Origin of the sequence: Stenotrophomonas sp. NY11291 (genome assembly GCF_023277365.1) — a bacterium.
Taxonomy (GTDB): domain Bacteria; phylum Pseudomonadota; class Gammaproteobacteria; order Xanthomonadales; family Xanthomonadaceae; genus Stenotrophomonas; species Stenotrophomonas geniculata.
In genome coordinates, this window is sequence record NZ_CP096975.1 from 3,808,626 (window position 1) to 3,835,043 (window position 26,418).

Annotated in this window: 19 protein-coding genes and 3 pseudogenes; 11 read left to right on the plus strand and 11 right to left on the minus strand. The window is 57.6% G+C overall.

The genetic code is table 11. The features are described 5' to 3' along the window. Positions 1-288: 288 nt before the first annotated feature. The 6 genes from M1L61_RS17790 to ere(A) all read right to left on the minus strand — a co-directional run bounded on the left by M1L61_RS17790 (position 289) and on the right by ere(A) (position 5,510). Positions 289-930, minus strand: coding sequence for a substrate-binding domain-containing protein (locus M1L61_RS17790; RefSeq protein ID WP_180730033.1), 642 nt, complete (start codon positions 928-930; stop codon positions 289-291). Positions 931-1,185: 255 nt separating this feature from the next. Then, positions 1,186-1,950 (minus strand): IS6-like element IS6100 family transposase, encoded by a 765-nt coding sequence (locus M1L61_RS17795; protein WP_001389365.1) that lies wholly within the window; start codon positions 1,948-1,950, stop codon positions 1,186-1,188. A gap of 347 nt (positions 1,951-2,297) precedes the next feature. Beyond that, positions 2,298-2,798 (minus strand): GNAT family N-acetyltransferase, encoded by a 501-nt coding sequence (locus M1L61_RS17800; RefSeq protein WP_000376623.1) that lies wholly within the window; start codon positions 2,796-2,798, stop codon positions 2,298-2,300. Positions 2,799-2,925: 127 nt separating this feature from the next. Beyond that, the gene (gene sul1, locus M1L61_RS17805) at positions 2,926-3,765 is read right to left on the minus strand and encodes a sulfonamide-resistant dihydropteroate synthase Sul1 (RefSeq protein WP_000259031.1); all 840 of its coding nucleotides are present in this window, start codon (positions 3,763-3,765) and stop codon (positions 2,926-2,928) included. Then, positions 3,759-4,106 (minus strand): quaternary ammonium compound efflux SMR transporter QacE delta 1, encoded by a 348-nt coding sequence (locus M1L61_RS17810; RefSeq protein WP_000679427.1) that lies wholly within the window; start codon positions 4,104-4,106, stop codon positions 3,759-3,761. The genes sul1 and M1L61_RS17810 overlap by 7 nt, the downstream gene beginning before the upstream one ends. A 183-nt stretch (positions 4,107-4,289) precedes the next feature. After that, on the minus strand, positions 4,290-5,510 hold the full coding sequence (gene ere(A) / locus M1L61_RS17815) for an EreA family erythromycin esterase (protein WP_032490532.1): 1,221 nt from the start codon (positions 5,508-5,510) through the stop codon (positions 4,290-4,292). 580 nt (positions 5,511-6,090) lie between these two features. Between ere(A) and M1L61_RS17820 the strand changes: the two are divergent. Both M1L61_RS17820 and intI1 (M1L61_RS17825) read left to right on the plus strand, forming a co-directional pair. Continuing rightward, positions 6,091-6,258: pseudogene (locus tag M1L61_RS17820) on the plus strand (phage integrase N-terminal SAM-like domain-containing protein); the annotation flags it as partial. A gap of 39 nt (positions 6,259-6,297) precedes the next feature. Next, positions 6,298-6,612 (plus strand): annotated as a pseudogene (intI1, locus tag M1L61_RS17825) (class 1 integron integrase IntI1); the annotation flags it as partial. 174 nt (positions 6,613-6,786) lie between these two features. On the opposite strand, the gene M1L61_RS17830 reads toward intI1 (M1L61_RS17825), so the two are convergent. From M1L61_RS17830 to M1L61_RS17845, 4 genes and pseudogenes are all read right to left on the minus strand, one after another. Continuing rightward, positions 6,787-7,251 carry a TonB-dependent receptor gene (locus M1L61_RS17830; protein ID WP_345779139.1) on the minus strand — a complete coding sequence of 155 codons (465 nt, stop codon included), beginning with the start codon at positions 7,249-7,251 and terminating at the stop codon, positions 6,787-6,789. Further along, positions 7,214-8,052 (minus strand): annotated as a pseudogene (locus M1L61_RS17835) (AadA family aminoglycoside 3''-O-nucleotidyltransferase). The gene M1L61_RS17830 and the pseudogene M1L61_RS17835 overlap by 38 nt, the downstream one beginning before the upstream one ends. 60 nt (positions 8,053-8,112) lie before the next feature. Continuing rightward, positions 8,113-8,667 carry an AAC(6')-Ib family aminoglycoside 6'-N-acetyltransferase gene (aac(6')-Ib, locus tag M1L61_RS17840; RefSeq protein ID WP_012695458.1) on the minus strand — a complete coding sequence of 185 codons (555 nt, stop codon included), beginning with the start codon at positions 8,665-8,667 and terminating at the stop codon, positions 8,113-8,115. A 98-nt stretch (positions 8,668-8,765) separates the two neighbouring features. Beyond that, positions 8,766-9,506: a subclass B1 metallo-beta-lactamase IMP-96 gene (locus M1L61_RS17845; protein WP_186931965.1), complete on the minus strand. Its 741-nt coding sequence runs from the start codon at positions 9,504-9,506 to the stop codon at positions 8,766-8,768. Between the two features lie 152 nt (positions 9,507-9,658). On the opposite strand from M1L61_RS17845, the gene intI1 (M1L61_RS17850) reads away from it, so the two are divergent. Both intI1 (M1L61_RS17850) and M1L61_RS17855 read left to right on the plus strand, forming a co-directional pair. Beyond that, entirely contained in the window at positions 9,659-10,672 is a 1,014-nt protein-coding gene (intI1, locus tag M1L61_RS17850; RefSeq protein WP_248853876.1) for a class 1 integron integrase IntI1, read from the plus strand. A gap of 279 nt (positions 10,673-10,951) precedes the next feature. After that, positions 10,952-11,257 (plus strand): helix-turn-helix transcriptional regulator, encoded by a 306-nt coding sequence (locus M1L61_RS17855; RefSeq protein WP_180730035.1) that lies wholly within the window; start codon positions 10,952-10,954, stop codon positions 11,255-11,257. Positions 11,258-11,294: 37 nt separating this feature from the next. Here the strand turns inward: M1L61_RS17855 and M1L61_RS17860 are convergent, their stop codons facing one another. After that, on the minus strand, positions 11,295-12,185 hold the full coding sequence (locus tag M1L61_RS17860; RefSeq protein ID WP_180730020.1) for a LysR family transcriptional regulator: 891 nt from the start codon (positions 12,183-12,185) through the stop codon (positions 11,295-11,297). Between the two features lie 278 nt (positions 12,186-12,463). On the opposite strand from M1L61_RS17860, the gene M1L61_RS17865 reads away from it, so the two are divergent. The 7 genes from M1L61_RS17865 to M1L61_RS17895 all read left to right on the plus strand — a co-directional run bounded on the left by M1L61_RS17865 (position 12,464) and on the right by M1L61_RS17895 (position 26,417). After that, complete coding sequence (locus M1L61_RS17865; protein WP_180730018.1) at positions 12,464-13,372, plus strand: WYL domain-containing protein; 909 nt, start codon at positions 12,464-12,466, stop codon at positions 13,370-13,372. A 12-nt stretch (positions 13,373-13,384) separates the two neighbouring features. Further along, positions 13,385-16,618 carry a helicase-related protein gene (locus tag M1L61_RS17870; protein WP_180738362.1) on the plus strand — a complete coding sequence of 1,078 codons (3,234 nt, stop codon included), beginning with the start codon at positions 13,385-13,387 and terminating at the stop codon, positions 16,616-16,618. 14 nt (positions 16,619-16,632) lie between these two features. Next, positions 16,633-18,420 (plus strand): DUF262 domain-containing protein, encoded by a 1,788-nt coding sequence (locus M1L61_RS17875; RefSeq protein WP_180730015.1) that lies wholly within the window; start codon positions 16,633-16,635, stop codon positions 18,418-18,420. Beyond that, on the plus strand, positions 18,417-19,226 hold the full coding sequence (locus M1L61_RS17880; protein WP_033982000.1) for a DUF4391 domain-containing protein: 810 nt from the start codon (positions 18,417-18,419) through the stop codon (positions 19,224-19,226). Before M1L61_RS17875 ends, M1L61_RS17880 begins: the two co-directional genes overlap by 4 nt. A 26-nt stretch (positions 19,227-19,252) precedes the next feature. Then, on the plus strand, positions 19,253-21,253 hold the full coding sequence (locus M1L61_RS17885; protein ID WP_180738363.1) for a site-specific DNA-methyltransferase: 2,001 nt from the start codon (positions 19,253-19,255) through the stop codon (positions 21,251-21,253). A 223-nt stretch (positions 21,254-21,476) separates the two neighbouring features. Continuing rightward, positions 21,477-24,482 (plus strand): DEAD/DEAH box helicase family protein, encoded by a 3,006-nt coding sequence (locus M1L61_RS17890; RefSeq protein ID WP_180730014.1) that lies wholly within the window; start codon positions 21,477-21,479, stop codon positions 24,480-24,482. Between the two features lie 54 nt (positions 24,483-24,536). Further along, the gene (locus M1L61_RS17895; protein ID WP_180730013.1) at positions 24,537-26,417 is read left to right on the plus strand and encodes an ATP-dependent endonuclease; all 1,881 of its coding nucleotides are present in this window, start codon (positions 24,537-24,539) and stop codon (positions 26,415-26,417) included. The last annotated feature ends 1 nt before the right edge of the window (position 26,418 follow it).

Genomic DNA, 26,418 nt, shown 5'->3' on the forward strand with positions numbered 1-26,418 from the left:
ATGAGGTTTCAGCGCTGCCACACACACTGGACTCCGGTGTGGTTCAACGAGTGCGCCGCGTCTGTCTGGGGTGAATACCCTGGAGACATGGAGCGGGTAGAGGGAACAAATCCGCGCATCCAACCCATTGATTAATAACGGGTTTCCCCAGTTCGGATGTCCGATTTGGGCCACAAATGATACCAGTTTTGCCCTCCTGATGGATAGATGCATCCACTGCTGTCTTAGGGCAGCTACAGGCAGCCACTGAGTTGTGTGCCCTGCGACCTGCTCCTAAGCGAAGTGGTATCAGGCGCCCTGAGCTTGTGCTACATGCAGAGCTCTGCTCTCGAATCGCTCGGAAACAGAGTTCGCTTGCCCTTGGGGTCTATGCAGGTGCGTCACGATCTCGTAGGGACCGTCGTCCAGCGGGCGCATGCTGATTCCCCATCCATGGGCGCGCTTGATGCGCGATTGCGCGGATAGCCCGACACCGTAGCCGGCAGAAACCCATAGCGCCATCATCTCGAAAGACGTGACGTACTGAAGATTCTGCTGGTCAGCAGGCGGGTGCGAGAGCAGCCGATGATCCAGCAGAGAACACGTCTCAGCCCGCCAGCGAAAGATCGGGTAGTCCTGTAGATCGGCGACGGTGAGCGCTGCCTGGTCAAGCAAGGGAAACCGCAGCGGCATCGCAACAGCCATGTGCTCAATCCACAAGGGCCGGGTTTGGATGGCCGGATCGCTCGACCCTTGAAGCGACACCCCTACGTCATAGCGGCCTTCACGAAGTCCATCAAGCAGCTCGTCACCTGCAACCTCAAAGAACGCGATGCTGACCTCTGGCTCTTGCGCGCGTTGCAGCGCGAGCAGCGCCGAAAGCTGAGATGACGATACGCCTGGCGCTATCGCAAGCCTGAGGTGGGCAGGTTGGCTGGTGATGTTGTCCATGGAGAACCCACAGAAGCGACGAAGCAGGTCAAGGGCAAACCAGCATCATTGTCATTTTCAGAAGACGACTGCACCAGTTGATTGGGCGTAATGGCTGTTGTGCAGCCAGCTCCTGACAGTTCAATATCAGAAGTGATCTGCACCAATCTCGACTATGCTCAATACTCGTGTGCACCAAAGCGAGGTGAGCATGGCGACGGAGGCTCTGTTGCAAAGATTGGCGGCAGTCAGAGGTAGGCTGTCGCTCTGCGCCGATCAGGCGGCTGCTGCGAAATGGTGGTTGAGCATGCCCATGGCCTCCGTCAGCGCCGAGGGCCCAATGCCAAAAGCTCTCTCCACAAGGCGCACCTCGCCCCTGATGCCGGGCTGCAGGCACCAGGGGCGAGCCTGTCCTTTGCGCAGGGCTCGCATGACTTCGAATCCCTTGATCGTGGCATAGGCCGTGGGGATCGATTTGAAACCGCGCACCGGCTTGATCAGTATCTTGAGCTTTCCGTGATCGGCCTCGATCACGTTATTGAGATACTTCACCTGCCGGTGGGCCGTCTCCCGGTCCAGCTTTCCTTCGCGCTTCAATTCGGTGATCGCTGCACCATAGCTCGGCGCTTTGTCGGTATTGAGCGTGGCAGGCTTTTCCCAGTGCTTCAGGCCTCGCAGGGCCTTGCCCAGGAACCGCTTCGCTGCCTTGGCGCTGCGGGTCGGCGACAGGTAGAAATCGATCGTGTCGCCCCGCTTGTCGACTGCCCGGTACAGGTAGGTCCACTTGCCCCGCACCTTGACGTAGGTTTCATCCAGGCGCCAGCTCGGATCAAAGCCACGCCGCCAGAACCAGCGCAGCCGCTTCTCCATCTCCGGGGCGTAGCACTGGACCCAGCGATAGATCGTCGTATGGTCGACCGAAATGCCGCGTTCCGCCAGCATTTCCTCAAGGTCGCGATAGCTGATCGGATAGCGACAATACCAGCGCACCGCCCACAGGATCACATCACCCTGGAAATGGCGCCACTTGAAATCCGTCATCGTTCCGTCCGTCCAATCTCCGCCAAGCATGCTCAAGCTTCACGATTTTTGCAACAGAGCCCTATCTTCGGCCTTCACACGCACGAAAGGCGGCGAAGCTCCGCCGTTAATCCGTCCGCCGGAGATCTCGCCCAGGCAGGCTGAAGGCCGAGCAAGCCTGACAGGCCCGAAAAGCCCGGCACGGGCGTCGGCGGCGATGACGGCGGCGGCATTATCCAGGGTTGATGATGGAAGTGGAGGATATCGACAACCTCTCGCGCAACCAAGACATCGCGGTCGGACTGCAAGTGATCTTGAAGCCACGGGCCCGTCCCACCCCGACATGGACCTCGATGCCCGAACGGACGTTAGATTTCGAGTTCTAGGCGTTCTGCGATGAAGGTTGGATCCCAGCCGGGATTGAAAGTGTCGACGTGGGTGAATCCGAGCCGCTCGTATAGGCCACGCAGGTTCGGGTGGCAGTCGAGCCGCAGCTTGGCGCACCCCTGCGTTCGCGCGGCATGGCGGCAAGCCTCGATCAGCGCGGAGCTGACACCCCGGCCCGCATGTGTCCGTCGCACCGCGAGCTTGTGCAGATATGCGGCCTCCCCCTTGAGGGCGTCGGGCCAGAACTCGGGATCCTCGGCCGACAAGGTGCAACAGCCGACGATGCCGTCGCTGCAACTCGCGACTAGGAGCTCGGATCTCAGGACGAAGGTCTCCGCGAATGTCCGGTCGATCCGCGCGACGTCCCAGGCGGGCGTTCCCTTGGCGGACATCCACGCCGCAGCGTCGTGCATCAGCCGCACAACCTCGTCGATATCACCCGAGCAGGCGACCCGAACGTTCGGAGGCTCCTCGCTGTCCATTCGCTCCCCTGGCGCGGTATGAACCGCCGCCTCATAGTGCAGTTTGATCCTGACGAGCCCAGCATGTCTGCGCCCACCTTCGCGGAACCTGACCAGGGTCCGCTAGCGGGCGGCCGGAAGGTGAATGCTAGGCATGATCTAACCCTCGGTCTCTGGCGTCGCGACTGCGAAATTTCGCGAGGGTTTCCGAGAAGGTGATTGCGCTTCGCAGATCTCCAGGCGCGTGGGTGCGGACGTAGTCAGCGCCATTGCCGATCGCGTGAAGTTCCGCCGCAAGGCTCGCTGGACCCAGATCCTTTACAGGAAGGCCAACGGTGGCGCCCAAGAAGGATTTCCGCGACACCGAGACCAATAGCGGAAGCCCCAACGCCGACTTCAGCTTTTGAAGGTTCGACAGCACGTGCAGCGATGTTTCCGGTGCGGGGCTCAAGAAAAATCCCATCCCCGGATCGAGGATGAGCCGGTCGGCAGCGACCCCGCTCCGTCGCAAGGCGGAAACCCGCGCCTCGAAGAACCGCACAATCTCGTCGAGCGCGTCTTCGGGTCGAAGGTGACCGGTGCGGGTGGCGATGCCATCCCGCTGCGCTGAGTGCATAACCACCAGCCTGCAGTCCGCCTCAGCAATATCGGGATAGAGCGCAGGGTCAGGAAATCCTTGGATATCGTTCAGGTAGCCCACGCCGCGCTTGAGCGCATAGCGCTGGGTTTCCGGTTGGAAGCTGTCGATTGAAACACGGTGCATCTGATCGGACAGGGCGTCTAAGAGCGGCGCAATACGTCTGATCTCATCGGCCGGCGATACAGGCCTCGCGTCCGGATGGCTGGCGGCCGGTCCGACATCCACGACGTCTGATCCGACTCGCAGCATTTCGATCGCCGCGGTGACAGCGCCGGCGGGGTCTAGCCGCCGGCTCTCATCGAAGAAGGAGTCCTCGGTGAGATTCAGAATGCCGAACACCGTCACCATGGCGTCGGCCTCCGCAGCGACTTCCACGATGGGGATCGGGCGAGCAAAAAGGCAGCAATTATGAGCCCCATACCTACAAAGCCCCACGCATCAAGCTTTTGCCCATGAAGCAACCAGGCAATGGCTGTAATTATGACGACGCCGAGTCCCGACCAGACTGCATAAGCAACACCGACAGGGATGGATTTCAGAACCAGAGAAAGAAAATAAAATGCGATGCCATAACCGATTATGACAACGGCGGAAGGGGCAAGCTTAGTAAAGCCCTCGCTAGATTTTAATGCGGATGTTGCGATTACTTCGCCAACTATTGCGATAACAAGAAAAAGCCAGCCTTTCATGATATATCTCCCAATTTGTGTAGGGCTTATTATGCACGCTTAAAAATAATAAAAGCAGACTTGACCTGATAGTTTGGCTGTGAGCAATTATGTGCTTAGTGCATCTAACGCGCTGATCACCGGCGGTTGAAAACCGTCCGGTGGATTCGCAGGTTATGCTCCCTCATTTTCATTTCCGGTTTCCTATAGGGCAACCAGGCTGTCCTTGCCGGCGCTTGTAACACAGACGATGGCATCAAATGCCTCGCTCAATTTCGTTTCTACAGAGGCGCTTTGAGACCGCATTCGCTTTGCTTCCATGGGGGCATCTGTCAATGTCAGACATGAATTCTCCGTACCACAGGCGTCGATGACATACTGTTCCATACTATCCTCACGGATTGCATCGGCAGGCGTGGTCACAACAGAGAATCCAAGAGGACTTTTTGGCGATGGGAAATGCATTTCCGGCACGGTGGGTCCAAGATGGGTGAATGCAATCGCACGGTAATTCACCCTCTCTGCGAGGTGCTGCCCCATGGGAACAGCCGTAAGCTCGCCTGAAAAGGAGACTGGAGTTTTTTGTAAATGATTGTTGTGCGCCAGCAGAATTATCTTCACATCCGGATTCGCTCGAACCATTCCATCTACTACGCCCGCCATATACGAGTCACGTACGGAAGTATCTCCCTCAAGAGAGGTACCATCGAAGAAAGTTTTCATTATACGCAAGGTTTCCAACGTATACTCTATCGACTCTATTCGATCAGAGGCTTTTCGGAACAAATCGCTGTTGACGTGTTTTTTCAGGACGGGGGCAAGCGACGCCAAGCGGAGCTTCAATCTGGTTACCCCTGAGATAGCTTTCTCCTGCCGAGCCGTTTCTAGCTCCCCCCATTTTGCCGATGAAATAACCGCCGACTGGCCATCAATGGACGCCAACAAGTGAGTCAACATATCAACGTGCGGTTTCATGAGGTGATCGATGAGCTGGATAATTTCGGCCAATTGCGCTAGGTCGTCCCTTGGGTTCAGGGTGTTGGGTAAGTCGATTCCGACTAACTGCAGTTTTCTTCCTGATTCGCGGAGATATGATTTCAGCCAGATCAGCACTGAGCCATACACAGAAAAGGTCAGGGTATCCGAAAATCGCTCAAGTTCATGAGCACCGGCTGTTGAGTTGAGCCATTCAGATAACCGGGATGCCTGAATCGCCCCACATTCCAAACCAATCGCATTAAACTCATGCCTTTCGACCAAATAGCGGATAAGACTAGCTCTAGCCAGTGAAAACTCCGCGACAAAATGAGCGCCCTCGCCAATGCCGACAATTCGGGCGCCCTCAATTACGGAAGTAAGAATCTCAAACTCATTGAAGTCCAGCTTTTGAGGCTGTAAAAGTGTTCTGGTCGTTCTCCATGTCATTTTTTTACCTTTGCGTTTATTGCTGTAATCGTCATACGTTCGCTTCGCCAATAACCCGGCTCACAGCATAACAAATTATTAATTCGTTTCTTTATATCTCGTCTTAGGTGGTGCCGATCATGAGTGCCCGATCAGACAACTCCACTCAAAAAATGCTAGATTACACTTAACAATTGGCAATTTCAAGAAAATACTTGAAATTTTTCCTTATGGATATCATATTATTTTCATAATAAATGTGAAGAGGATATCCCATATGATCACGTTGCCGAAGGCGCTTTTGGACAAATATGACGATTGGCTGGAACGGGAGGCGGTTGATGCCAACCGTCATGGCGAGCACCGGAAATGGCTACGCTATTATCTGGATTTCTGCCACAAATACGGGAATGGATACCTTGACGAACTGAGCCTTGGTCTATTCGCCGAAAAGCTGCAAGACAAAGGTCAGCACCCTTTCCAGATCGAGGAAGCGTCACGTGCCGTTCGTTTGTATTACCGAATGGCCGGGGAAACGAAAGATGCCCTGCCGACACCTGCCTGCGAACCTGAAAGAATCTCAAAACTGCCTCCGGCCACCATGAAATCTGAAGGTGCGTCCTGGGTGGGTGAACTGACAAGGCTCAGGGAAGAAATCCGGATTCGTCATTATTCTGCCAAAACGCTATCGAGTTATTATGGCTGGGCCAGAAAGTTCCAGGCTTTTGTCCGGAGCAAGTCCCCCACATTGCTTGATACCGACGATGTCAAACGGTATTTGACGTGGCTGGCGGTGGAAAGGGATGTTGCGCAGCACACGCATTCGACCGATCCACGGAGCGGTGTCGTGCGTCGCCATCACATGTATGACCAGACCTTTCAGCGCGCCTTCAAACGTGCCGTAGAACAAGCAGGCATCACGAAGCCCGCCACACCGCACACCCTCCGCCACTCGTTCGCGACGGCCTTGCTCCGCAGCGGTTACGACATTCGAACCGTGCAGGATCTGCTCGGCCATTCCGACGTCTCTACGACGATGATTTACACGCATGTGCTGAAAGTTGGCGGTGCCGGAGTGCGCTCACCGCTTGATGCGCTGCCGCCCCTCACTAGTGAGAGGTAGGGCAGCGCAAGTCAATCCTGGCGGATTCACTACCCCTGCGCGAAGGCCATCGGTGCCGCATCGAACGGCCGGTTGCGGAAAGTCCTCCCTGCGTCCGCTGATGGCCGGCAGCAGCCCGTCGTTGCCTGATGGATCCAACCCCTCCGCTGCTATAGTGCAGTCGGCTTCTGACGTTCAGTGCAGCCGTCTTCTGAAAACGACAGCCACCATGAAAGTCCGTCCCTGACCTGAACCTGATGTATTGAGCGCAGGGGTGTAGGTTTTGTTGAAGACGTTATTAACTCTCAATGTCAGGTCAACATTGTTGGTAAACTTGTAATTGGCAAATACATCAACCAGCGCATAGGATGGTGTCTTGGCTGCTGATGTTGTTTTGCCGCTGGATACATAATTGTAACGCGCCCCCGCAGTCAGCTTTTCTTCCAAGAAGCGTGCACCCGCTGTCAGCGTGAACGTGTGATCAGGGAGATAGTTATTGGATCCCAGACCTGGCATCTGAGCTGGCATATTGGTTTTGGTGTAGGAATAGCTGACACCAGCAAAAGCAAAGCGCGCATCATAATTTGTTTGCAGTTCAAAACCACTGCATCTAACGCCGGAGTTAAGCCGCCGCGCGTAGCGCGGTCGGCTTGAACGAATTGTTAGACATCATTTACCAACTGACTTGATGATCTCGCCTTTCACAAAGCGAATAAATTCTTCCAAGTGATCTGCGCGTGAGGCCAAGTGATCTTCTTTTTGTCCCAGATAAGCTTGCTTAGCTTCAAGTAAGACGGGCTGATACTGGGCAGGTAGGCGTTTTATTGCCCAGTCGGCAGCGACATCCTTCGGCGCGATTTTGCCGGTTATTGCGCTGTACCAAATGCGGGACAACGTAAGCACTACATTTCGCTCATCGCCGGCCCAGTCGGGCTGCGAGTTCCATAGCTTCAAGGTTTCCCTCAGCGCCTCGAATAGATCCTGTTCAGGAACCGGGTCAAAGAATTCCTCCGCTGCCGGACCTACCAAGGCAACGCTATGTTCTCTTGCTTTTGTAAGCAGGATAGCTAGATCAATGTCGATCATGGCTGGCTCGAAGATACCCGCAAGAATGTCATTGCGCTGCCATTCTCCAAATTGCAGCTCGCGCTTAGCCGGATAACGCCACGGGATGATGTCGTCATGCACGACAAGGGTGACTTCTATAGCGCGGAGCGTCTCGCTCTCGCCAGGGAAAGCCGAAGCCTCCATAAGGTCATTGAGCAATGCTCGCCGCGTCGTTTCATCAAGCTTTACGGCCACAGTAACCAACAAATCAATATCGCTGTATGGCTTCAGGCCGCCATCCACTGCGGAGCCGTACAAATGCACGGCCAGCAACGTTGATTCCAGATGGCGCTCAATGACGCTTAGCACCTCTGATAGTTGGTTCGAAATTTCGATGGTCACCGCTACCCTCATGATGTCTAACGTTTGACATGAGGGGCGGCCAAGGGCGCCAGCCCTTGGACGTCCCCCTCGTTAGGCATCACTGCGTGTTCGCTCGAATGCCTGGCGTGTTTGAACCATGTACACGGCTGGACCATCTGGGGTGGTTACGGTACCTTGCCTCTCAAACCCCGCTTTCTCGTAGCATCGGATCGCTCGCAAGTTGCTCGGCGACGGGTCCGTTTGGATCTTGGTGACCTCGGGATCATTGAACAGCAACTCAACCAGAGCTCGAACCAGCTTGGTTCCCAAGCCTTTGCCCAGTTGTGATGCATTCGCCAGTGACTGGTCTATTCCGCGTACTCCTGGATCGGTTTCTTCTTCCCACCATCCGTCCCCGCTTCCAAGAGCAACGTACGACTGGGCATACCCAATCGGCTCTCCATTCAGCATTGCAATGTATGGAGTGACGGACTCTTGCGCTAAAACGCTTGGCAAGTACTGTTCCTGTACGTCAGCAAGTGTCGGGCGTGCTTCTTCTCCGCCCCACCACTCGACGATATGAGATCGATTTAGCCACTCATAGAGCATCGCAAGGTCATGCTCAGTCATGAGGCGCAGTGTGACGGAATCGGTGCTGTTGGTCACGATGCTGTACTTTGTGATGCCTAACGCGAAGGTAAACGGCGCCGCTTGCGGCGTCCAGTGAAGCGAAGCGGAATGAGTTTCACCGCCTTGTTAGAAATTTAGTTACTTGGCTGTGATGGTTTTTTACTTTCATTTAGCCCTTTAACAGCCTGTTCCCATGTACGTTTCAAGAGTGATGCGTCCCCAATTTCACTATGACCTGAAACAACCAGTTTTGCTTTACCATATTTAGACATTAATATTTTGGCGGACTTTGGCCAAGCTTCTAAATTTGCGTCACCCAAATTACCAAGACCGTCCGGTTTAACAAAACAACCACCGAATAAAATTTTCTTTTCAGGTAACCAAACCACTACGTTATCTTGAGTGTGCCCCGGGCCGGGATAAAAAACTTCAATTTTATTTTTAACTAGCCAATAACTAACTCCGCTAAATGAGTTTTTAGCTTGCACCTTACCGTCTTTTTTAAGAAGTTCATTTGTTAATTCAGATGCATACGTGGGAATAGATTGAGAATTAAGCCACTCTATTCCCCCTGTGCTGTCGCTATGGAAATGTGAGGAAATAGTGCCTTTGATTTTATAGCCGCGCTCCACAAACCAATTGACTAACTTTTCAGTATCTGTAGCAGTAAATGGAGTGTCAATCAGATAGGCGTCAGTGTTTACAAGAACCACCAAACCGTGTTTAGAAACAACACCCCAACCGTTAACTTCTTCGAACGATGTATGAACATAAACACCTTCTTCAAGCTTCTCGATTTTTAAATCAGGCAAAGCCGCTCCTGCGGCAGTAATGCTACAAAGGAAGCATACACATAAAACAAATAATTTCTTCATACTTGCCCTTTTCTAACTTTGTTTTAGGGCGACTGCCCTGCTGCGTAACATCGTTGCTGCTCCATAACATCAAACATCGACCCACGGCGTAACGCGCTTGCTGCTTGGATGCCCGAGGCATAGACTGTACAAAAAAACAGTCATAACAAGCCATGAAAACCGCCACTGCGCCGTTACCACCGCTGCGTTCGGTCAAGGTTCTGGACCAGTTGCGTGAGCGCATACGCTACTTGCATTACAGTTTACGAACCGAACAGGCTTATGTCAACTGGGTTCGTGCCTTCATCCGTTTCCACGGTGTGCGTCACCCGGCAACCTTGGGCAGCAGCGAAGTCGAGGCATTTCTGTCCTGGCTGGCGAACGAGCGCAAGGTTTCGGTCTCCACGCATCGTCAGGCATTGGCGGCCTTGCTGTTCTTCTACGGCAAGGTGCTGTGCACGGATCTGCCCTGGCTTCAGGAGATCGGAAGACCTCGGCCGTCGCGGCGCTTGCCGGTGGTGCTGACCCCGGATGAAGTGGTTCGCATCCTCGGTTTTCTGGAAGGCGAGCATCGTTTGTTCGCCCAGCTTCTGTATGGAACGGGCATGCGGATCAGTGAGGGTTTGCAACTGCGGGTCAAGGATCTGGATTTCGATCACGGCACGATCATCGTGCGGGAGGGCAAGGGCTCCAAGGATCGGGCCTTGATGTTACCCGAGAGCTTGGCACCCAGCCTGCGCGAGCAGCTGTCGCGTGCACGGGCATGGTGGCTGAAGGACCAGGCCGAGGGCCGCAGCGGCGTTGCGCTTCCCGACGCCCTTGAGCGGAAGTATCCGCGCGCCGGGCATTCCTGGCCGTGGCTCTGGGTTTTTGCGCAGCACACGCATTCGACCGATCCACGGAGCGGTGTCGTGCGTCGCCATCACATGTATGACCAGACCTTTCAGCGCGCCTTCAAACGTGCCGTAGAACAAGCAGGCATCACGAAGCCCGCCACACCGCACACCCTCCGCCACTCGTTCGCGACGGCCTTGCTCCGCAGCGGTTACGACATTCGAACCGTGCAGGATCTGCTCGGCCATTCCGACGTCTCTACGACGATGATTTACACGCATGTGCTGAAAGTTGGCGGTGCCGGAGTGCGCTCACCGCTTGATGCGCTGCCGCCCCTCACTAGTGAGAGGTAGGGCAGCGCAAGTCAATCCTGGCGGATTCACTACCCCTGCGCGAAGGCCATCGGTGCCGCATCGAACGGCCGGTTGCGGAAAGTCCTCCCTGCGTCCGCTGATGGCCGGCAGCAGCCCGTCGTTGCCTGATGGATCCAACCCCTCCGCTGCTATAGTGCAGTCGGCTTCTGACGTTCAGTGCAGCCGTCTTCTGAAAACGACAATCATAGTAAAGAGAGAACTTTAACGTCTATATGTTTAACGTGGTTAATTTAAGTGGATTGTTTGACGCTTCTGTCGATGCAGAAGCTTACTATTCAGCCAGGTCGTCCACCTGGCACACCGACCTATGAATCCGAACCAGCATTAGCTTTCGGGCGGGCCGTTCGTGCCGCTCGCGTCGCGCAAGGCGTCGCTCAAGACGACTTTGCATTTCAGGCTGGAATATCGCGTTCGCACATGGGCAAGATCGAACGCGGGGAGCATGTGCCGACGCTTCCCCTGATACTGAAAATTGCTACCGCGCTCGGGATCAGCGCCAGCGAGTTGATGGCGGCGACTGAAAAGAACCTCAACTCTGGCAGTGAGCCGCAAGGCTCGCCATAAGCGGCCGCGAACTTCAGTTACGGCCCTTGCCGCCGCATCAATCGCCCGAGTGCTCGCGCAGGCGCGCGATGAACCGCTCCACCGATACCGGCATGCTCTCGCTGGTAGGTCGCAGCAAGTAGGTCGTGATGATCGCGGAATCCATAGCCAGGGGGCGGATCACCACATCGGGGCGCGGGCTCGCCGCGACCCTGGTTGCCGTGATGAAGCCTACCCCGTAGCCCGCCCCGACCAGGGTAAGCATCATGTCCAGCGAAGACACATGCTCGACAACGTCGGGCTCACGCTCCAGCGGCCGCAGGAGCCGCACCAGTTCGCGGTAGCAGCCTTCGCATATCTGCGGATCGCATAAGACCAGTGGGTAGCTCGCAAGCTGATGCAGCGGAACGGCCTTGTGTGAAAGCAATGGGTGCCGGGCGGGCACCGCGACCACCAGCGAGTCGTGCCAGAGTGGCTCGGTCAGGATGTCATCGCCGACCTCCGCCGTGTGCGCAAACCCGATCGAGAAGTCGCCCGAGCGCAACCCGCGCAACTGCTCGGCCAACGGCACTTCGGACAGGCGAATCTCGATCTCCGGCTCCTCCTCGCGGCAGCGGGCCAGGAGGGTCGACAACCGGGGATCGATTGCGCCATCGGACACGGCGATGCGAAGGCTTCCGCTCAGGCCCGCCGCGACCGCCCGGACATTCTCCTGAGCCTGTTTCAGCGCGGCGAACACCCTGCGCACGTCTTGCAGGAAAGTTGCGCCCGCCTCGGTAAGCACCGTACCTCGGCGGTTGCGCACGAAGAGCACCGCGCCCAGGTCGTCCTCAAGCTCCTTGATGGCGCGGGACAAGGGTGGCTGTTCGATATGAAGGCGCCCGGCGGCCCGTGTGAAGTGCAGCTCCTCTGCGAGAGCTACAAAGCAGCGAAGGTGTCGCAGTTCCATGGGCCGTGCTCCTGTTCCCTATCAAGGATCTATTCGCACCAGTTTTCGTCCGCAGGAGCCTGCTGGATGCACGCTATTCCACGGCGTTCCTGGTGCGATCCGATGGACCATCACCTACTCGTCCATGCCAGATCACTGCATTTGCGCCTCAAAAAATGGTTATCATAATGCAGCGCACTAGAAATCCAACTTAGATTTATAGACGTCTTTTCAAGCAGCTCATATACTTTCTGCAGAAATCCGCATAAGCATTCGCTAACCCGAACGAGCCAACCAGGATGCCCCACGAACAGCTTGCCGATCTAACCCAGCCACAGCGCGACCGGCTCGCGTTCGTGGAGTTGCGCGTGCGCTTCATTGGGGAGATGCGCCGCCAGGACTTGGTCAGGCGCTTTGGTATCCAGTCCGCCGCCGCATCCAGGGACTTGGCGCTGTACAAGGACTTGGCTCCGGGGAATATCGACTACGACGGCAAAGGCAAGTTCTACGTCCTCGGCCCGAGCTTCCAGCCGATCTTCGATTTCCCGCCCGAGCGGGTGTTGTCGTGGCTGACGCAGGGTTTTGGCGACGGTGAACCGATGCACATCAAGGCCTGGGTGGCCAGCGAGAGCCCGTCCCGGCTCACCCACCCTGACCTGGACATCCTGGCGAGCGTGACTCGGGCCATCCACCGCGAATGCCCGCTCGGCATCGAGTACCACTCCATCTCCAGTGGCCGCACCGTGCGGGAGATCGTCCCGTTCGCGCTGATCGACAACGGCCTGCGTTGGCACGTCCGCGCCTTCGACCGCAAATCGCAGGAATTCCGGGATTTCGTCATCACCCGGATCAAGCGTCCTGTGGTGCGCAAGGGGCAGCCCGTGGCGCCCCACGAGATGAGCGATCAGGACATTCAATGGACACGGATCGTCGAGCTGGAGCTGGTTCCTCACCCGGATCAGCCCCGGCCAGAAATCACTGAAATGGACTACGGCATGCGAGGCGGCGTGCTGCACATGAAGCTGCGCGCCGCCACCGCTGGCTACATCCTGCGCAAATGGAGTGTGGACTGCTCCCCCGACCATAGCCTGCGCGGCCCTGAGTACCGGCTTTGGTTGAAGGACCACCTCGCCATCTACGGCGTGCGCAATGCAGTGCTGGCGCCGGGGTATGCATCGCCGAGTGCAGAAACGTCGATTGCTGACTGAACGGAAACGACCATGAAGCTGATCCAAAACACCGGAACACAGCGCGTCATCGACTTGATGCAGCCCCACCTCAAGCACGGCAACCGACTCGACTGTGTAACGCCTTCGTTCTCTCTCTACGCCTTTGCAGAAATCCGGGAGGCGTTGTCTGCTCTGGATCGAGTTCAATTGATCGTGCCTCCTGACAACGAGGCACTTGAACTCTTGGGTACGGAGAGCGACCGCGCTGCACGCAATCGTCTGCAGGCACGCTGGTTGGCCAATCAATGCGCGAAATGGATCACAGAGAAAGTGGCGCTTCGGCGGGCATCAAAAGGGGTGCCACAGGGAGCTGCCGTTATGCGCGGGCCGGACGGGGCTCCTGCGCAAGTGATTCTGGGTTCTTTTGCCTTCAACACGTCTGGCCTTGGTCTGACGCCGGGCAACCCTCTGAACCTGATTCAGGCATCAGAAACGGTCGACGAAGCCGCGCAGCTCGCCCAATGGTTTGATCACCAGTGGGCAGGCTTGCATGGTGCTGATGCCACCGACTCCAAAGGCCAGCGCAACGAGAGCGAGTCCATCCTTGAAGCACTGCAGGCGCTGGGCGAGCACCGTGACCCCTTCACCATCTACACCTTGATGCTGCACCGCCTGTTTCAGGACAGCGGTGACGAGATGGACGAGGAGCGCATCGTCAAGTCCGCCACCGGCATCCGCAATACCGTGGTGTGGAAAAAGCTCTTCAAGTTCCAGCGCGACGGTGTGGTGGGTGCCATCGACAAGCTGAACCGCTTTGGCGGCTGCATCATCGCCGATAGCGTGGGTCTGGGCAAAACCTTCGAAGCCCTGGCCATCATCAAGTATCACGAACTGCGCAACGACCGCGTGCTGGTGCTGGCGCCCAAGCGCCTGCGCGACAACTGGACGCTCTACAAGGCCAACGACAAGCGCAACATCCTTGCGGCTGATCGGTTCAACTACGACGTGCTCAACCACACCGACCTGTCGCGCGATGGCGGCCTGTCGGGCGACATCGACCTGTCTCATGTGAACTGGGGCAACTACGACCTGGTCGTGATCGACGAGTCGCACAACTTCCGCAACAAGGCCACGCACAAGGGCAAGGAATCGCGCTACGACCGCCTGATGCGACGCATCATCCGTGAAGGCGTCAAGACTCGGGTACTAATGCTCTCGGCCACGCCGGTCAACAACCGCTTGGCCGACCTGCGCAACCAGATTGCCTTTGCCACCGAAGGCGACGACACCGCCCTGTTGGAACACGGCATCGCCAGCATCGAGGCCACGACCCGCAAGGCGCAGGCGCAGTTCAACCGCTGGCTGGCGCTGGACGAAGCTGAAAAGACTCCCAGTCAGTTGGTGGAGATGCTGGGCTTTGACTACTTCACCCTGCTGGACCATCTCACCATTGCCCGCTCCAGGCGGCATGTGGAGAAGTACTACGGCACCAGCGAGACCGGCCGCTTCCCGGACCGACTGCCGCCCATCAACATCAAGGCCGACGTGGACCTTGCGGGCGAATTCCGTGCCATCCGCGACATCAATCAGGAAATCCGCCGACTCACGCTCGCCAGCTACGCGCCGCTGCGCTATGTGCTGCCCCACAAGCAGGCCGCCTACGACGCCAAGTACAGCACCCAGGTGCGTGGCGGCGAAAGTTTCTTCCGTCAGGCGGATCGCGAAGAAAGCCTGATCCACCTGCTGCGTGTGAACGTGCTCAAACGCATGGAAAGCTGTGTTTCGTCCTTCACCCTGACCGTACAGCGCCAACTCAAGGATGTAGAGAACACCCTGACACGCATCGAATCCCATGCCGAAGCGCTGGAGGAAATCGACATTGCCGACGTCGATATCGACGACCCGGCATTCGAGACCTTGTTGGTCGGGCGCAAGGTCAAGGTGCTGCTGGGCGATGTGGATCTGATTCGCTGGAAGCAGGACCTGCTGGAAGACCGCAACCGCCTGGCGACCCTGCTGGCGGCAGCACGCCAAGTGGATGCCGCGCGCGATGCCAAGCTGGCAGCCTTGCAGGGCATGATTGCCCGCAAATGCGCCCAGCCCATCAACACCCACGATGGCAAAGCCAACCGCAAGATCATCGTGTTCACCGCCTTCTCCGACACGGCGCACTATCTCTACGCCCAACTTGCCCCCTGGGCCAGGGATACGCTGGGTGTGCATTCGGCGGTCGTCACAGGCAGCGCCGGCATTCAAACCACCATGCCGGGTTTAAGTAAGCGCATGGGCGACGTGCTCTCGGCCTTCGCGCCGCGCGCCAAGGAGCGCCCGCAAGACATGGCGGGTGAAGGCGAGATCGACTTGCTGATCGCCACCGATTGCATCTCCGAAGGGCAGAATCTGCAAGACTGCGACTGGCTGATCAACTACGACATTCACTGGAACCCGGTGCGCATCATCCAACGCTTCGGGCGTATCGATCGCATCGGCTCGCCCAACCAGCGCATCCAGTTGGTGAACTTCTGGCCCAACATGGAGCTGGAGGAATACATCAACCTGGAACAGCGCGTCAGCGGCCGCATGGTGCTGCTCGATGTCTCGGCCACCGGCGAAGAGAACCTGATCGAGCAACAGTCCGGCAACGCCATGAACGACCTGGAGTACCGGCGCAAGCAACTGCTCAAGTTGCAGGACACGGTGATCGACATGGAAGACCTGTCAACCGGCGTGGCGATCACCGACCTCACCCTGACCGACTTTCGCATCGACCTGGCGCAGTACCTCAAAAGCCACCCCGGCAAGCTCGACACCCAGCCGCTGGGCGCTTATGCGGTCACCACCACGCTGGATGCCGACATTCCCCCAGGCGTCATCTTCTGCCTGCAAGCCTGCGGCCCGACGGTAAAAGCCGCCGCATCGTCCGACTACCCGCTGGCGCCGCACTACCTGGTGCATGTCGGCGATGACGGCACCGTGTTGCTGCCTTACCCGCAGGCCAAGCGCATTCTCGATCGTCTCAAGCGCTTGGCGCTGGGGCGCGAACGGCCGGATGACAGTGCCTGTGCGCGCTTCGACAAGGCAAGCAAAGGCGGCGAAGACATGCGCCACGCCCAGAAGCTGCTCGCTGCGGCGGTGGCGTCCGTCGCCGGCAAGCACGAGGAGCGGGCCGTGGCCAGCCTGTTCACGCCCGGTGGCACACACGCCATGAAAGGCGAGTTCGCCGGCAGCGGCGACTTTGAGGTGGTGGCATTTCTTGTCGTGCTGCCCGATGAGCAGAGTATTTGATAACAAGGACCCGCATGAGCTTTCGCACCGCCGAACCCGCATTGAAAGATGTCCTCGATGGCATTGCATCGGGGCAAATCCAGCTTCCTGACTTCCAACGCGGTTGGGTGTGGGATGACAACCATATTCGGTCGTTGATCGCAAGCCTCTCGCTCTCCTACCCGATTGGCGCGGTCATGTTTCTGGAAGCAGGCGGTGTGCCGTTCAAACCGCGCCTGTTTGCCGGCGTCAACCTGCAGCCGGCGCCTGCTCCAAAAACCCTCGTACTTGATGGTCAGCAACGCTTGACCTCCATGTACCTGGCGCTGCGCAGCGGCCAGCCAGTGCCGACACGCACGGAGAAAGGCGCGAATATTCGCCGCCTGTATTTCCTTGACATGACCCAATGTCTGGATGAATCGGCCGACCGTGAAGATGCTGTGCTTTCAGTGCCGGAGACGCTGCAAGTCACGTCGGATTTCGGCCGAAAGGTCGATCTGGATGTCAGTACACCTGATTTGCAGTACAGCCAGCGGCTCTTCCCCGTGGCATTGTTGTTCGACATCCAAGGTTTCATGGCCTGGGAAAGCGGTTTCAGCGCGCACCATCAGTTCGCAGCGCAAGCCATGCAGTTCATGCAGCGGTTTCGTAACGAAATCTGGCTGCGCTTCCAGCAGTTCAAGGTGCCCGCCATCGAACTGACCCAGGACACGCCGCGCGAAGCCGTGTGCCAAGTCTTCGAGAAGGTCAATACCGGTGGCGTGACGCTCACCGTCTTCGAGCTGATGACGGCAACCTTCGCGGCCGATGAATTCAACCTGCGCGATGACTGGGAAGCTCGGCAGGAGCGACTGACGGCCAAGCACGACGTGCTCACGGCGGTGGACGGCACCAGCTTTCTCACCGCAGTGACCCTGTTGGCCAGCTACCGTCGACACAAAACGCATGGCACATCCGTCAGTTGCAAGCGTGCCGACGTGCTGAAGCTGCCGCTGGCGGACTTCAAGGCGCTGGAATCTGATTTGGAGAAAGGCTTCAAGCGGGCTGCCGAGTTGCTGGCGGAGGAAAAAATCTTCGACGACCGAAGCCTGCCTTATGCCACGCAACTCATTCCGTTGTCGGCCATCTGCGCTCATTTGGCAGACCGCACCACGCAACATGGCGTCAAACAAAAGCTGCTGCGCTGGTACTGGAGCGGTGTTCTGGGTGAACTGTACGGTGGCGCCAACGAAACCCGTTTTGGCATGGACATCCACGATGTGGTCGCCTGGGTCGAAAGCGGCAGCGAACCGCGCACGGTGCGCGACGCCAACTTCGCGCCGACGCGCCTGCTGTCTCTGCAAAGCCGCCTCGCAGCCGCCTACAAGGGGCTGGCCGCCTTGCTCATGAAACACGGTGGTCGGGATTTCGTCAGCGGTACGCCGATTGACCTCAACACCTACTTCAACAACGCCATCGACATCCACCATGTGTTCCCCCGTGCCTGGTGCGAAAAGCAGAAGTTGCCCAAGGAGAAATGGAACAGTGTGGTCAACAAGGCTCCTCTGGCTGCTGGCACCAATCGTTTCATCAGCGGGGATGCGCCCAGCGTGTACCTCGCCCGCATCCAGAAAGCCAAGCAGGTGGCCCCCGATAGCCTGGACGAGTTTCTGCTCTCCCACGTGATCCCGGTGACCGCGCTGCGCTCTGACGACTTCGATGCGTTTATCCGCCAACGCGCCGCCGCACTGTTGAAGCTGATCGAACAGGCCATGGGCAAAACCATCGCCGGGCGCGACAGCGAAGAAACGGTCAAGGCATTTGGGGCGGCACTCTCGTCATGAACAGGTCGGATGTCGTCAGTGCCCTGAATCTCCCGGATAGCGCGCGGGTGGATCAGCGCGTGCCCAAGAAGCTGTTGCTGGAGAACGGTGCGCCCACGGCGTCCGACAAGCGCTTGATCACCGATGCCATTGAAGACATCCAGTGGCTGGCCGCCCTCAAGCCCAACACCATCGGCGTGCCCGAGTACCGCGATACGCAACGCGAGTACCTGGAAATCGCGGTGCTGGCGGTCACCTTGCGCGGTGCCATCAAGCCCACCAGTCTTTCACGCCTGGTCGAATTGGTGCATCGGGCCGTGCCTTACCCGGTGCTGTTACTGCTGGATGAAAGACGAGCTGACGGGCCCACGCTGACCCTCTCGCTGGCGCATAAACGCTGGGCGCAGAACGAGGCAGAAAAAATCGTGCTCGACGGCGATCTGGTGTCGGCCTCTTTATCCCGCACGGCCAGTGGCACAACCGAGGCTGATACGAAGGCACGTCCCGAAGCCGAACATGCCTTCGTGCAATCCCTCGCAATTGCGCGTCAGCCCCAGGCCTCGCTTCATGCCCTTTATCAAGGCTGGATCGAATGCGTGCAGGCCCTGCACGCAGCGCGACGCACAGGAAGCTATCAAGCCGCCGCAACGCCGGAACAGGCTGCGGCACGCCGGCAGGCATTGGCCGATTGCCAGCGGCTGGAAGGTGAAATAAGCCGCCTGCGGGCCGAGGCGGCCAAAGAAAAACAACTGGCGCGCCAGGTGGAACTGAACCTGACGCTCAAGCGCATCCAGTCCGAACTGGCCGCTGCACAACAACAGCTTTGAAGATTGAACGAATGACGGAGAAGACCATGGAAAAACTCACGGCAGCCAGCCCGGAAGCCCAATCCGCCGACCTGGTGGCTGGCAATATCGAACAACTCAAGGCGCTGTTTCCGGAACTGCTCACGGAAGGCAAAGACGGCGTGGCCGTGAATGTGGACGTGCTCAAGGCGCTGGTGGGTGATGCCAGCGTGACGGATGCTGATGAGAAGTACGGCCTTAACTGGCACGGCAAGCGCCGCGCCCGCCAACTGGCGCTCACGCCCAGCACGGGCACGCTGCGCCCCTGCCCAGAAGACAGCGTGGATTGGGAGTCCACCCAGAATTTGATGATCGAGGGCGACAACCTCGAAGTGCTCAAGCTGCTGCAAAAGAGCTATACCGGTAAGGTCAAGCTGATCTACATCGACCCGCCGTACAACACCGGTAAGGATTTTGTGTACCCGGACAATTTTCAGGACAACATCAAAAACTATCTGGAATTGACTGGCCAAATTGAAGGCGGGCAGAAGGTCAGCAGTAACACCGAGGCCAGCGGGCGGTTTCATACTGACTGGCTGAATATGGTGTATCCACGGTTGAGGCTTGCGCGTAACCTGTTGCGACCTGATGGAGTGCTTTTTGTCAGCATTGACGACCAAGAGGTTGCGCACCTCCGTGCAGTATGTGACGAAGTGTTTGGTCCTGAAAATCTGATCGCTGAAATGGTTTGGGAGGGAGCCAACAAGAACGATGCGAAACAGATTGGCGTATGCCACGAATACGTTCTCGTTTATGCGAGGAATCGAGATGCAGTGCCTCGCGAATGGGGATTGAAGAAGGAAGGAGTGGACGCGATCTTCAAGGAAGCGAAACGACTGCGGTCAGTTCATGGTGATGACTTTGTCGCGGCCTCTGATGCACTCGCGGGTTGGTATCGAGCCATGAAATCAAGCGATTCGTTTGCGCATCGACGCTATCGCTTTATTGATGCCAGGGGGGTCTACAAGGAAGAGAACCCTACCGCGCCCGGCGGAAGGAAATTTCAGCTGATTGATCCACGAAATGGCAACGAGATTCGGCTTCGGGACAATCGCGGTTGGGCCTTCGATCAGCTTGAGTTCAATAAGCTTGTGGAGGAAAACCGTATAAGATTTGTTACAGAGTCGAGCATCATGTTGAAGCTCTACTTGCACGAAACCGACTCAATGACACCACCGAGTGTCTTCTATCAACCTGCACGATCGGCCTCTGAACGGCTTACCAAGATGATGGGGAAGGAAGTCTTCGACTTTCCTAAGGACGAACTCGTTCTCCAGAAGTTCGTCGAGATGGCCACTTCCTCCAATGACTCCGATTGCTATGTCGTTGACTTCTTTGCCGGGTCTGGCACCAGCGGTCATGCCGTCATGGCGCAAAACGCTGCCGATGGCGGCTCGCGCCACTATGTACTGGTGCAACTGCCTGAACCGCTTGATCAAGACAATAAAGATCAAAGGGTAGCCGCTGAGTTCTGCGATAAGCTCGACAAGCCGCGCTCCATCGCCGAACTGACCAAAGAGCGCCTGCGCCGCGCCGGCGCCAAGGTCAAGGCCGACAACCCTGACTGGCAAGGTGACACCGGTTTCCGCGTCTTCAAGCTCGACACCTCCAACATTCGCGCTTGGAATCCGAAGCCTGATGACCTGGAAGCCACGCTGCTCGATCATCAGGATCACCTGCTCGAAGACCGCAGCGAGGCCGACGTGCTGTATGAGCTGCTGCTCAAGCTCGGCCTTGACCTGTGCGTACCCATCGAAAAGCGCAGCATCGACGGCCTGGATGTTCATGCCGTCGGCGGTGGCGTGCTGCTGGCGTGCCTGGCTGAGACCATCACCCGTGAGCAGGTGGAGCCACTGGCCCAAGGCATCATCACCTGGCACAAGAAACTGGCACCCGCCGGCGATACCACCTGCGTGTTCCGCGACAGCGCCTTTGAAGGCGACGTGGCCAAGACCAATATGGCGGCGATTCTGCAGCAGCACGGCATCGCCACCGTGCGCAGTCTGTGAGGCCCGCCATGCAGCCCTATGTGCCCGATGCACTACCCCTGAGCGAACTGAATTACCGCCTGTTGCTGCCCTTGGTGGGCCAGGCCAATGCCGCACTGGCCCGCTATGACGGGCTTGTGTAGCGGCTGGACTCCACAAAGATGTTTGTGGAGTCTGATTGTATTTTTGCGCTCCGCAAACGTGTTTGTGTCGTTTGCGGACTCCACAACGATCAGGATGGCCCATGAAGCTGCATTTTGAACCCGATCTCGACTACCAGCTTCAGGCCATCGAGGCCGTGTGCGATCTTTTCCGTGGTCAGGAGGTCTGCCGCACCGAATTCACGGTGACCATGAAACTGCCCGATGACGCGCAGATGTCGCTGGATGTGGCGCAGTCTGACCTTGGCATGGGCAACCGCTTGACCCTGCTGGACGATGAACTGCTCAAGAACCTCGCGGGCATCCAGTTGCGCGGTGGCCTGCCGCCTTCTGGCGCGCTGACTTCGGGCGATTTCACGGTGGAAATGGAAACCGGCACCGGCAAGACCTATGTGTACCTGCGCACGATTTTCGAGCTGAACAAGCGCTACGGCTTCAGCAAGTTCGTGATCGTGGTGCCGTCGGTGGCGATCAAGGAAGGCGTCTACAAAACCCTGGAAATCACCGAGGAGCACTTCAAGGGTCTCTACGCGGGCGTGCCCTTCGATTTCTTCCTGTACGACTCGGCCAAGCCGGGGCCGGTGCGCAACTTTGCCACCAGTTCCAACATCCAGATCATGGTGGTGACGGTGGGTGCCATCAACAAGAAGGATGTGAACAACCTCTACAAAGAGAGCGAGAAGACCGGCGGCGAGAAGCCCATCGACCTGATCAAGGCAACCCGGCCGATCATCATCGTGGATGAGCCACAAAGTGTGGACGGCGGCCTGGAAGGCCGTGGCAAGGAAGCGCTGGATGCGATGAACCCGCTGTGCACACTGCGCTATTCCGCCACCCACGTGGACAAGCACCACATGGTGTACCGCCTGGATGCGGTGGATGCCTACGAGCGCAAGCTGGTCAAGCAGATCGAAGTGGCCTCAGCCACGGTAGAGGACGCGCACAACAAGCCGTTTGTGCGCCTGGTGAAGGTGGAAAACAAGCGCGGCCGCATCAGCGCCAAGATCGAGCTGGATAAACAGACCGCCACCGGCGTGCAGCGGGTTGAAGTGACGGTCAGCGATGGCGACGACCTCCAGCAGAGCGCCGATGGCCGCGCGATCTACGCCGATTTTCGGGTGGGCGAGATCAACACAGCCAAGGGCGAAGAGTTCATGGAGCTGCGCTACCCCGGCGGCGAAGTGTTTTTGCAGCCGGGCCAAGCCCACGGTGATGTGGATGCGCTGGCCGTACAACGCGAGATGATCCGCCGCACGATCAAGGAGCACCTGGACAAGGAAAAGCACCTGCGCCCGCTAGGGATCAAGGTGTTGAGCCTGTTCTTCATCGACGCGGTGGACAAATACCGCCAGTACGACGCAGACGGCCAGCCGGTCAAGGGCGTGTATGCGCAGATATTCGAGGAAGAGTATCGTCGCGCCGCCAAGCTGCCGGCCTATCAGAGCTTGTTCGCCGAGATCGACCTGGCGTTTGCCGCCGAGGACGTGCACAACGGCTACTTCTCCATCGACAAGAAAGGTGGTTGGACTGACACCGCCGAGAACAATGCGGGCAACCGGGAGAATGCCGAGCGCGCCTACAACCTGATCATGAAGGAGAAGGAAAAGCTGCTGTCCTTCGGCACGCCGCTGAAGTTCATCTTCTCTCACTCCGCGCTCAAGGAAGGCTGGGACAACCCCAACGTGTTCCAGATTTGCACCTTGCGTGACATTCAGACCGAACGCGAGCGCCGCCAGACCATTGGCCGTGGGCTGCGCCTGTGTGTCAATCAGGACGGCGAGCGGGTGCGCGGCTTCGAGGTCAACACCTTGACTGTGGTGGCCACGGAAAACTACGAACAGTTTGCCGAAAATCTGCAAAAGGAAATCGAGAAGGACACCGGCATCCGTTTTGGCATCGTGGAGCAACACCAGTTTGCCGCCATTGCCGTGACCGGTGCTGACGGGCATGCCACGCCGCTGGGTATCGAGCAATCGAAGGCGCTGTGGGAGCACTTGAAAGCCACCGGCCATATTGATGCCACGGGCAAGGTGCAGGATTCGCTGAAAACGGCGCTGAAGAACGGCACCTTGGAACTGCCGCCTGAGTTTGATGCGCAGAAGGCTCAGATTGCCGAAGTGCTGCGCAAGGTGTCGGGCCGGCTCGACATCAAGAATGCCGATGAGCGCAGGCAAGTGCCGCTGCGAAAGGGCAAAGATGGCAAGGCCGTTTATCTGAGCGACGAGTTCAAGGCACTGTGGGACCGCATCAAGCACCAGACAACGTACCGCGTGCAATTCGATAACGCCAAGCTGGTGACGGATTGCATTGCAGCGTTGCAGAAGGCTCCGGTGATTGCCAAGGCACGGCTGCAATGGCGCAAGGCCGACATTTCTATCGGCAAGGCGGGTGTCGCCGCGACGGAAAAAGCGGGCGCGGCGACCGTGGTGCTGGACGAGGCGGATATCGAGCTGCCGGATTTGCTGACCGACCTGCAGGACCGCACCCAGCTCACCCGACGCACCATCGTCAGCATCCTGACGGGAAGCGGCCGCCTGGACGACTTCAAGCGCAATCCGCAGCAGTTCATCGAATTGACCGCCGAAACCATCAACCGTTGCAAGCGCTTGGCCCTGGTCGATGGCATCAAGTACCAGAAGCTCGGCGACCAGCATGTCTATGCGCAGGAGCTGTTCGAGAAGGAAGAGCTCACCGGCTATCTCAAGAACATGCTGCTGGATACCCAGAAGTCGATCTACGAGCACGTGGTGTACGACTCGACCACCGAGCGGGACTTCGCCGATGGGCTGGAGAAAAACGAAGCCATCAAGCTCTACGCCAAGCTGCCAGGCTGGTTCAAGGTGCCCACGCCACTGGGCACCTACAACCCCGACTGGGCCGTGCTGGTGGAAGAGGATGGTAGCCAGCGCCTGTACTTTGTGGTGGAAACCAAGAGCAGCCTGTTCACCGACGACCTGCGCGACAAGGAAAGCGCCAAGATCGAATGCGGCAAGGCACATTTCACTGCGCTGGGGGTTGGTGAGAACCCCGCCCGGTATGTGGTGGCGCGCTCGGTTGACGATCTTTTGACCGAGGCGGCAAAGGGGTAGGTTCTGCCGTCGTTCACAGCGAGATACATAAACCACAAGGAGCAGAGGCCCGAAATGAAGATCCAATCCGTTCGCATCCGAAACTTTCGCACGTTGAAAGACGTAACGATTCCGTTCGATTCCGTCACGACTTTCATCGGGCCGAACGGTGCCGGCAAATCAACGGTGCTTCGTGCGCTTGACTGGTTCTTCAATGGCAAGCCCGGCTCGCTGACAGAAAAGGATTGCTCTTTTGGGGCGACGGACGAAGACATCGAGGTTCAGGTCACCTTCGCAGACCTCACCGAAAAGGATCGCGAGGCACTCGGCAAGTACGCACCTGAAGGAGTAGTCACGTTCACTGCATGGAAGCGCCGATCCCCTGACGGCGCCGATGTGCTCTCCGCCAATGCAAAGGGATTCCCAGCTTTCAATGCTATCAAGGCGGCAGGCGGTGTGACTGCGAAGAAAGATCTGTACGCCACTCTCCGGCGCGAGCGCCCGGAGCTTGATCTTCCTGCTGCGAATACCGGCCCGGCCGTGGAGCAGGCGATGACAACTTGGGAGGCGGCTCATACGGATCAACTTCTCGATGCCCCCGAAGCTTTGCAAACCAATTTCTTTGGGTTCAACAGCGGCGGCAAGATGAGTGGGCTCTTCGACTTCGTTTTGGTGACGGCCGACCTTCGGGCAAGTGAGGAGTCGATCGATGGCAAGGCAAGCATCATTGGGCGAATCCTTGAGCGCTCGATTGATCGAACTGCTGCTGATGAGGCGATCGCGGAAATCGTTGCCGAGTCACGGGCAAAGCAGCAACAGGTTTATGAAGAGAAGTTCAAGGAGCAACTCGGGACCATCACAACGCAGCTCAATGAGGTCGTCACAACCTATGCGCCAGGCCGGGCAATCACGGTTTCTCCGGCAGAAGTGGAGCTCAAGGCTCCCCGCACAACCTTTGATGTAGCCGTGCTCGATGGCACCACTGAAACAGCTGTAGAGCGGCAAGGGCACGGTTTTCAGCGCACGCTCCTGATCTCGGCTCTGCAGCTCTTGGCGCAATCGGGCGCGGCCTCCGCTGAGGGTGTCATCTGTTTGGCCATCGAGGAACCGGAGCTTTTCCAGCATCCGATCCAAGCGCAGACCTTTGCGAAGGTGCTTAGGTCGCTCGCCGAAGATACTGGCAAGCGCATCCAGGTAACCTATGCCACGCATAGCCCCTACTTCTTGGAGGCACGGCAATTCCACCAAGTCAGACGGCTGACGAGATCAACTGACGAAGTCCCGGTGGTGACGGTTCACTTTGCAACGGTTGAGGATGTGAAGGGCAGGCTACATGGAACAGTGGATGGCGATGTGATTGATCGCAGGCTCGACCATAACGTGGCTGACCAGCTTGCCATAGCACTCTTCGCGAATCGCGCATTTCTTGTGGAGGGGACAACCGAATCGGCTGTGTTCTACGGTATTGGCGATAGAACTTCTCCGGGGGCTCTTGAGGCAGCAGGTATCTCGATTGTTCCAGTCGGCAGCAAGACATCAATACCTCTCGCGCATGCGATTCTGAAATCTATTGGTGTTCCAGTCTATGCGCTTTTTGATGCTGACGGTGGATTTGAAGTGCGCGCCAAAGCTAAAAACAAAAAGCAAGATGACATAGATCGGGAGCGCAAAAATCATGCGGTAGAGAACCGCAGGTTAATGCGGTACTTCGGCTTGCCTGAAGAAGATTTTCCACCTGCCACCATTTCCGAAGTCGCCGCGATATTTGATGATCACCTTGAGGCGTTTCTGTCCGCGAACTGGGATGAGTGGATATCTGCCTGCAATATTATTGAGACTGATGCCGGAATAAATCTTGCGAAGAACCAGCTCGCATACCGGACTGCGACACTCCGATCAGGAGGCGAGGTGCCAGAAATGCTTGCGCAGATTTTGGTCAAAGTGGAAGGTAAGTAAC

Excerpts from the sequence above, each read along its gene's own strand:
- M1L61_RS17790 (WP_180730033.1), bottom strand. The coding sequence starts at position 930 with ATGGACAACATCACCAGCCAACCTGCCCACCTCAGGCTTGCGATAGCG.
- M1L61_RS17795 (WP_001389365.1), bottom strand. The coding sequence starts at position 1,950 with ATGACGGATTTCAAGTGGCGCCATTTCCAGGGTGATGTGATCCTGTGG.
- M1L61_RS17800 (WP_000376623.1), bottom strand. The coding sequence starts at position 2,798 with ATGGACAGCGAGGAGCCTCCGAACGTTCGGGTCGCCTGCTCGGGTGAT.
- sul1 (WP_000259031.1), bottom strand. The coding sequence starts at position 3,765 with ATGGTGACGGTGTTCGGCATTCTGAATCTCACCGAGGACTCCTTCTTC.
- M1L61_RS17810 (WP_000679427.1), bottom strand. The coding sequence starts at position 4,106 with ATGAAAGGCTGGCTTTTTCTTGTTATCGCAATAGTTGGCGAAGTAATC.
- M1L61_RS17845 (WP_186931965.1), bottom strand. The coding sequence starts at position 9,506 with ATGAAGAAATTATTTGTTTTATGTGTATGCTTCCTTTGTAGCATTACT.
- intI1 (WP_248853876.1), top strand. The coding sequence starts at position 9,659 with ATGAAAACCGCCACTGCGCCGTTACCACCGCTGCGTTCGGTCAAGGTT.
- M1L61_RS17855 (WP_180730035.1), top strand. The coding sequence starts at position 10,952 with ATGCAGAAGCTTACTATTCAGCCAGGTCGTCCACCTGGCACACCGACC.
- M1L61_RS17860 (WP_180730020.1), bottom strand. The coding sequence starts at position 12,185 with ATGGAACTGCGACACCTTCGCTGCTTTGTAGCTCTCGCAGAGGAGCTG.
- M1L61_RS17865 (WP_180730018.1), top strand. The coding sequence starts at position 12,464 with ATGCCCCACGAACAGCTTGCCGATCTAACCCAGCCACAGCGCGACCGG.
- M1L61_RS17870 (WP_180738362.1), top strand. The coding sequence starts at position 13,385 with ATGAAGCTGATCCAAAACACCGGAACACAGCGCGTCATCGACTTGATG.
- M1L61_RS17875 (WP_180730015.1), top strand. The coding sequence starts at position 16,633 with ATGAGCTTTCGCACCGCCGAACCCGCATTGAAAGATGTCCTCGATGGC.
- M1L61_RS17880 (WP_033982000.1), top strand. The coding sequence starts at position 18,417 with ATGAACAGGTCGGATGTCGTCAGTGCCCTGAATCTCCCGGATAGCGCG.
- M1L61_RS17885 (WP_180738363.1), top strand. The coding sequence starts at position 19,253 with ATGGAAAAACTCACGGCAGCCAGCCCGGAAGCCCAATCCGCCGACCTG.
- M1L61_RS17890 (WP_180730014.1), top strand. The coding sequence starts at position 21,477 with ATGAAGCTGCATTTTGAACCCGATCTCGACTACCAGCTTCAGGCCATC.
- M1L61_RS17895 (WP_180730013.1), top strand. The coding sequence starts at position 24,537 with ATGAAGATCCAATCCGTTCGCATCCGAAACTTTCGCACGTTGAAAGAC.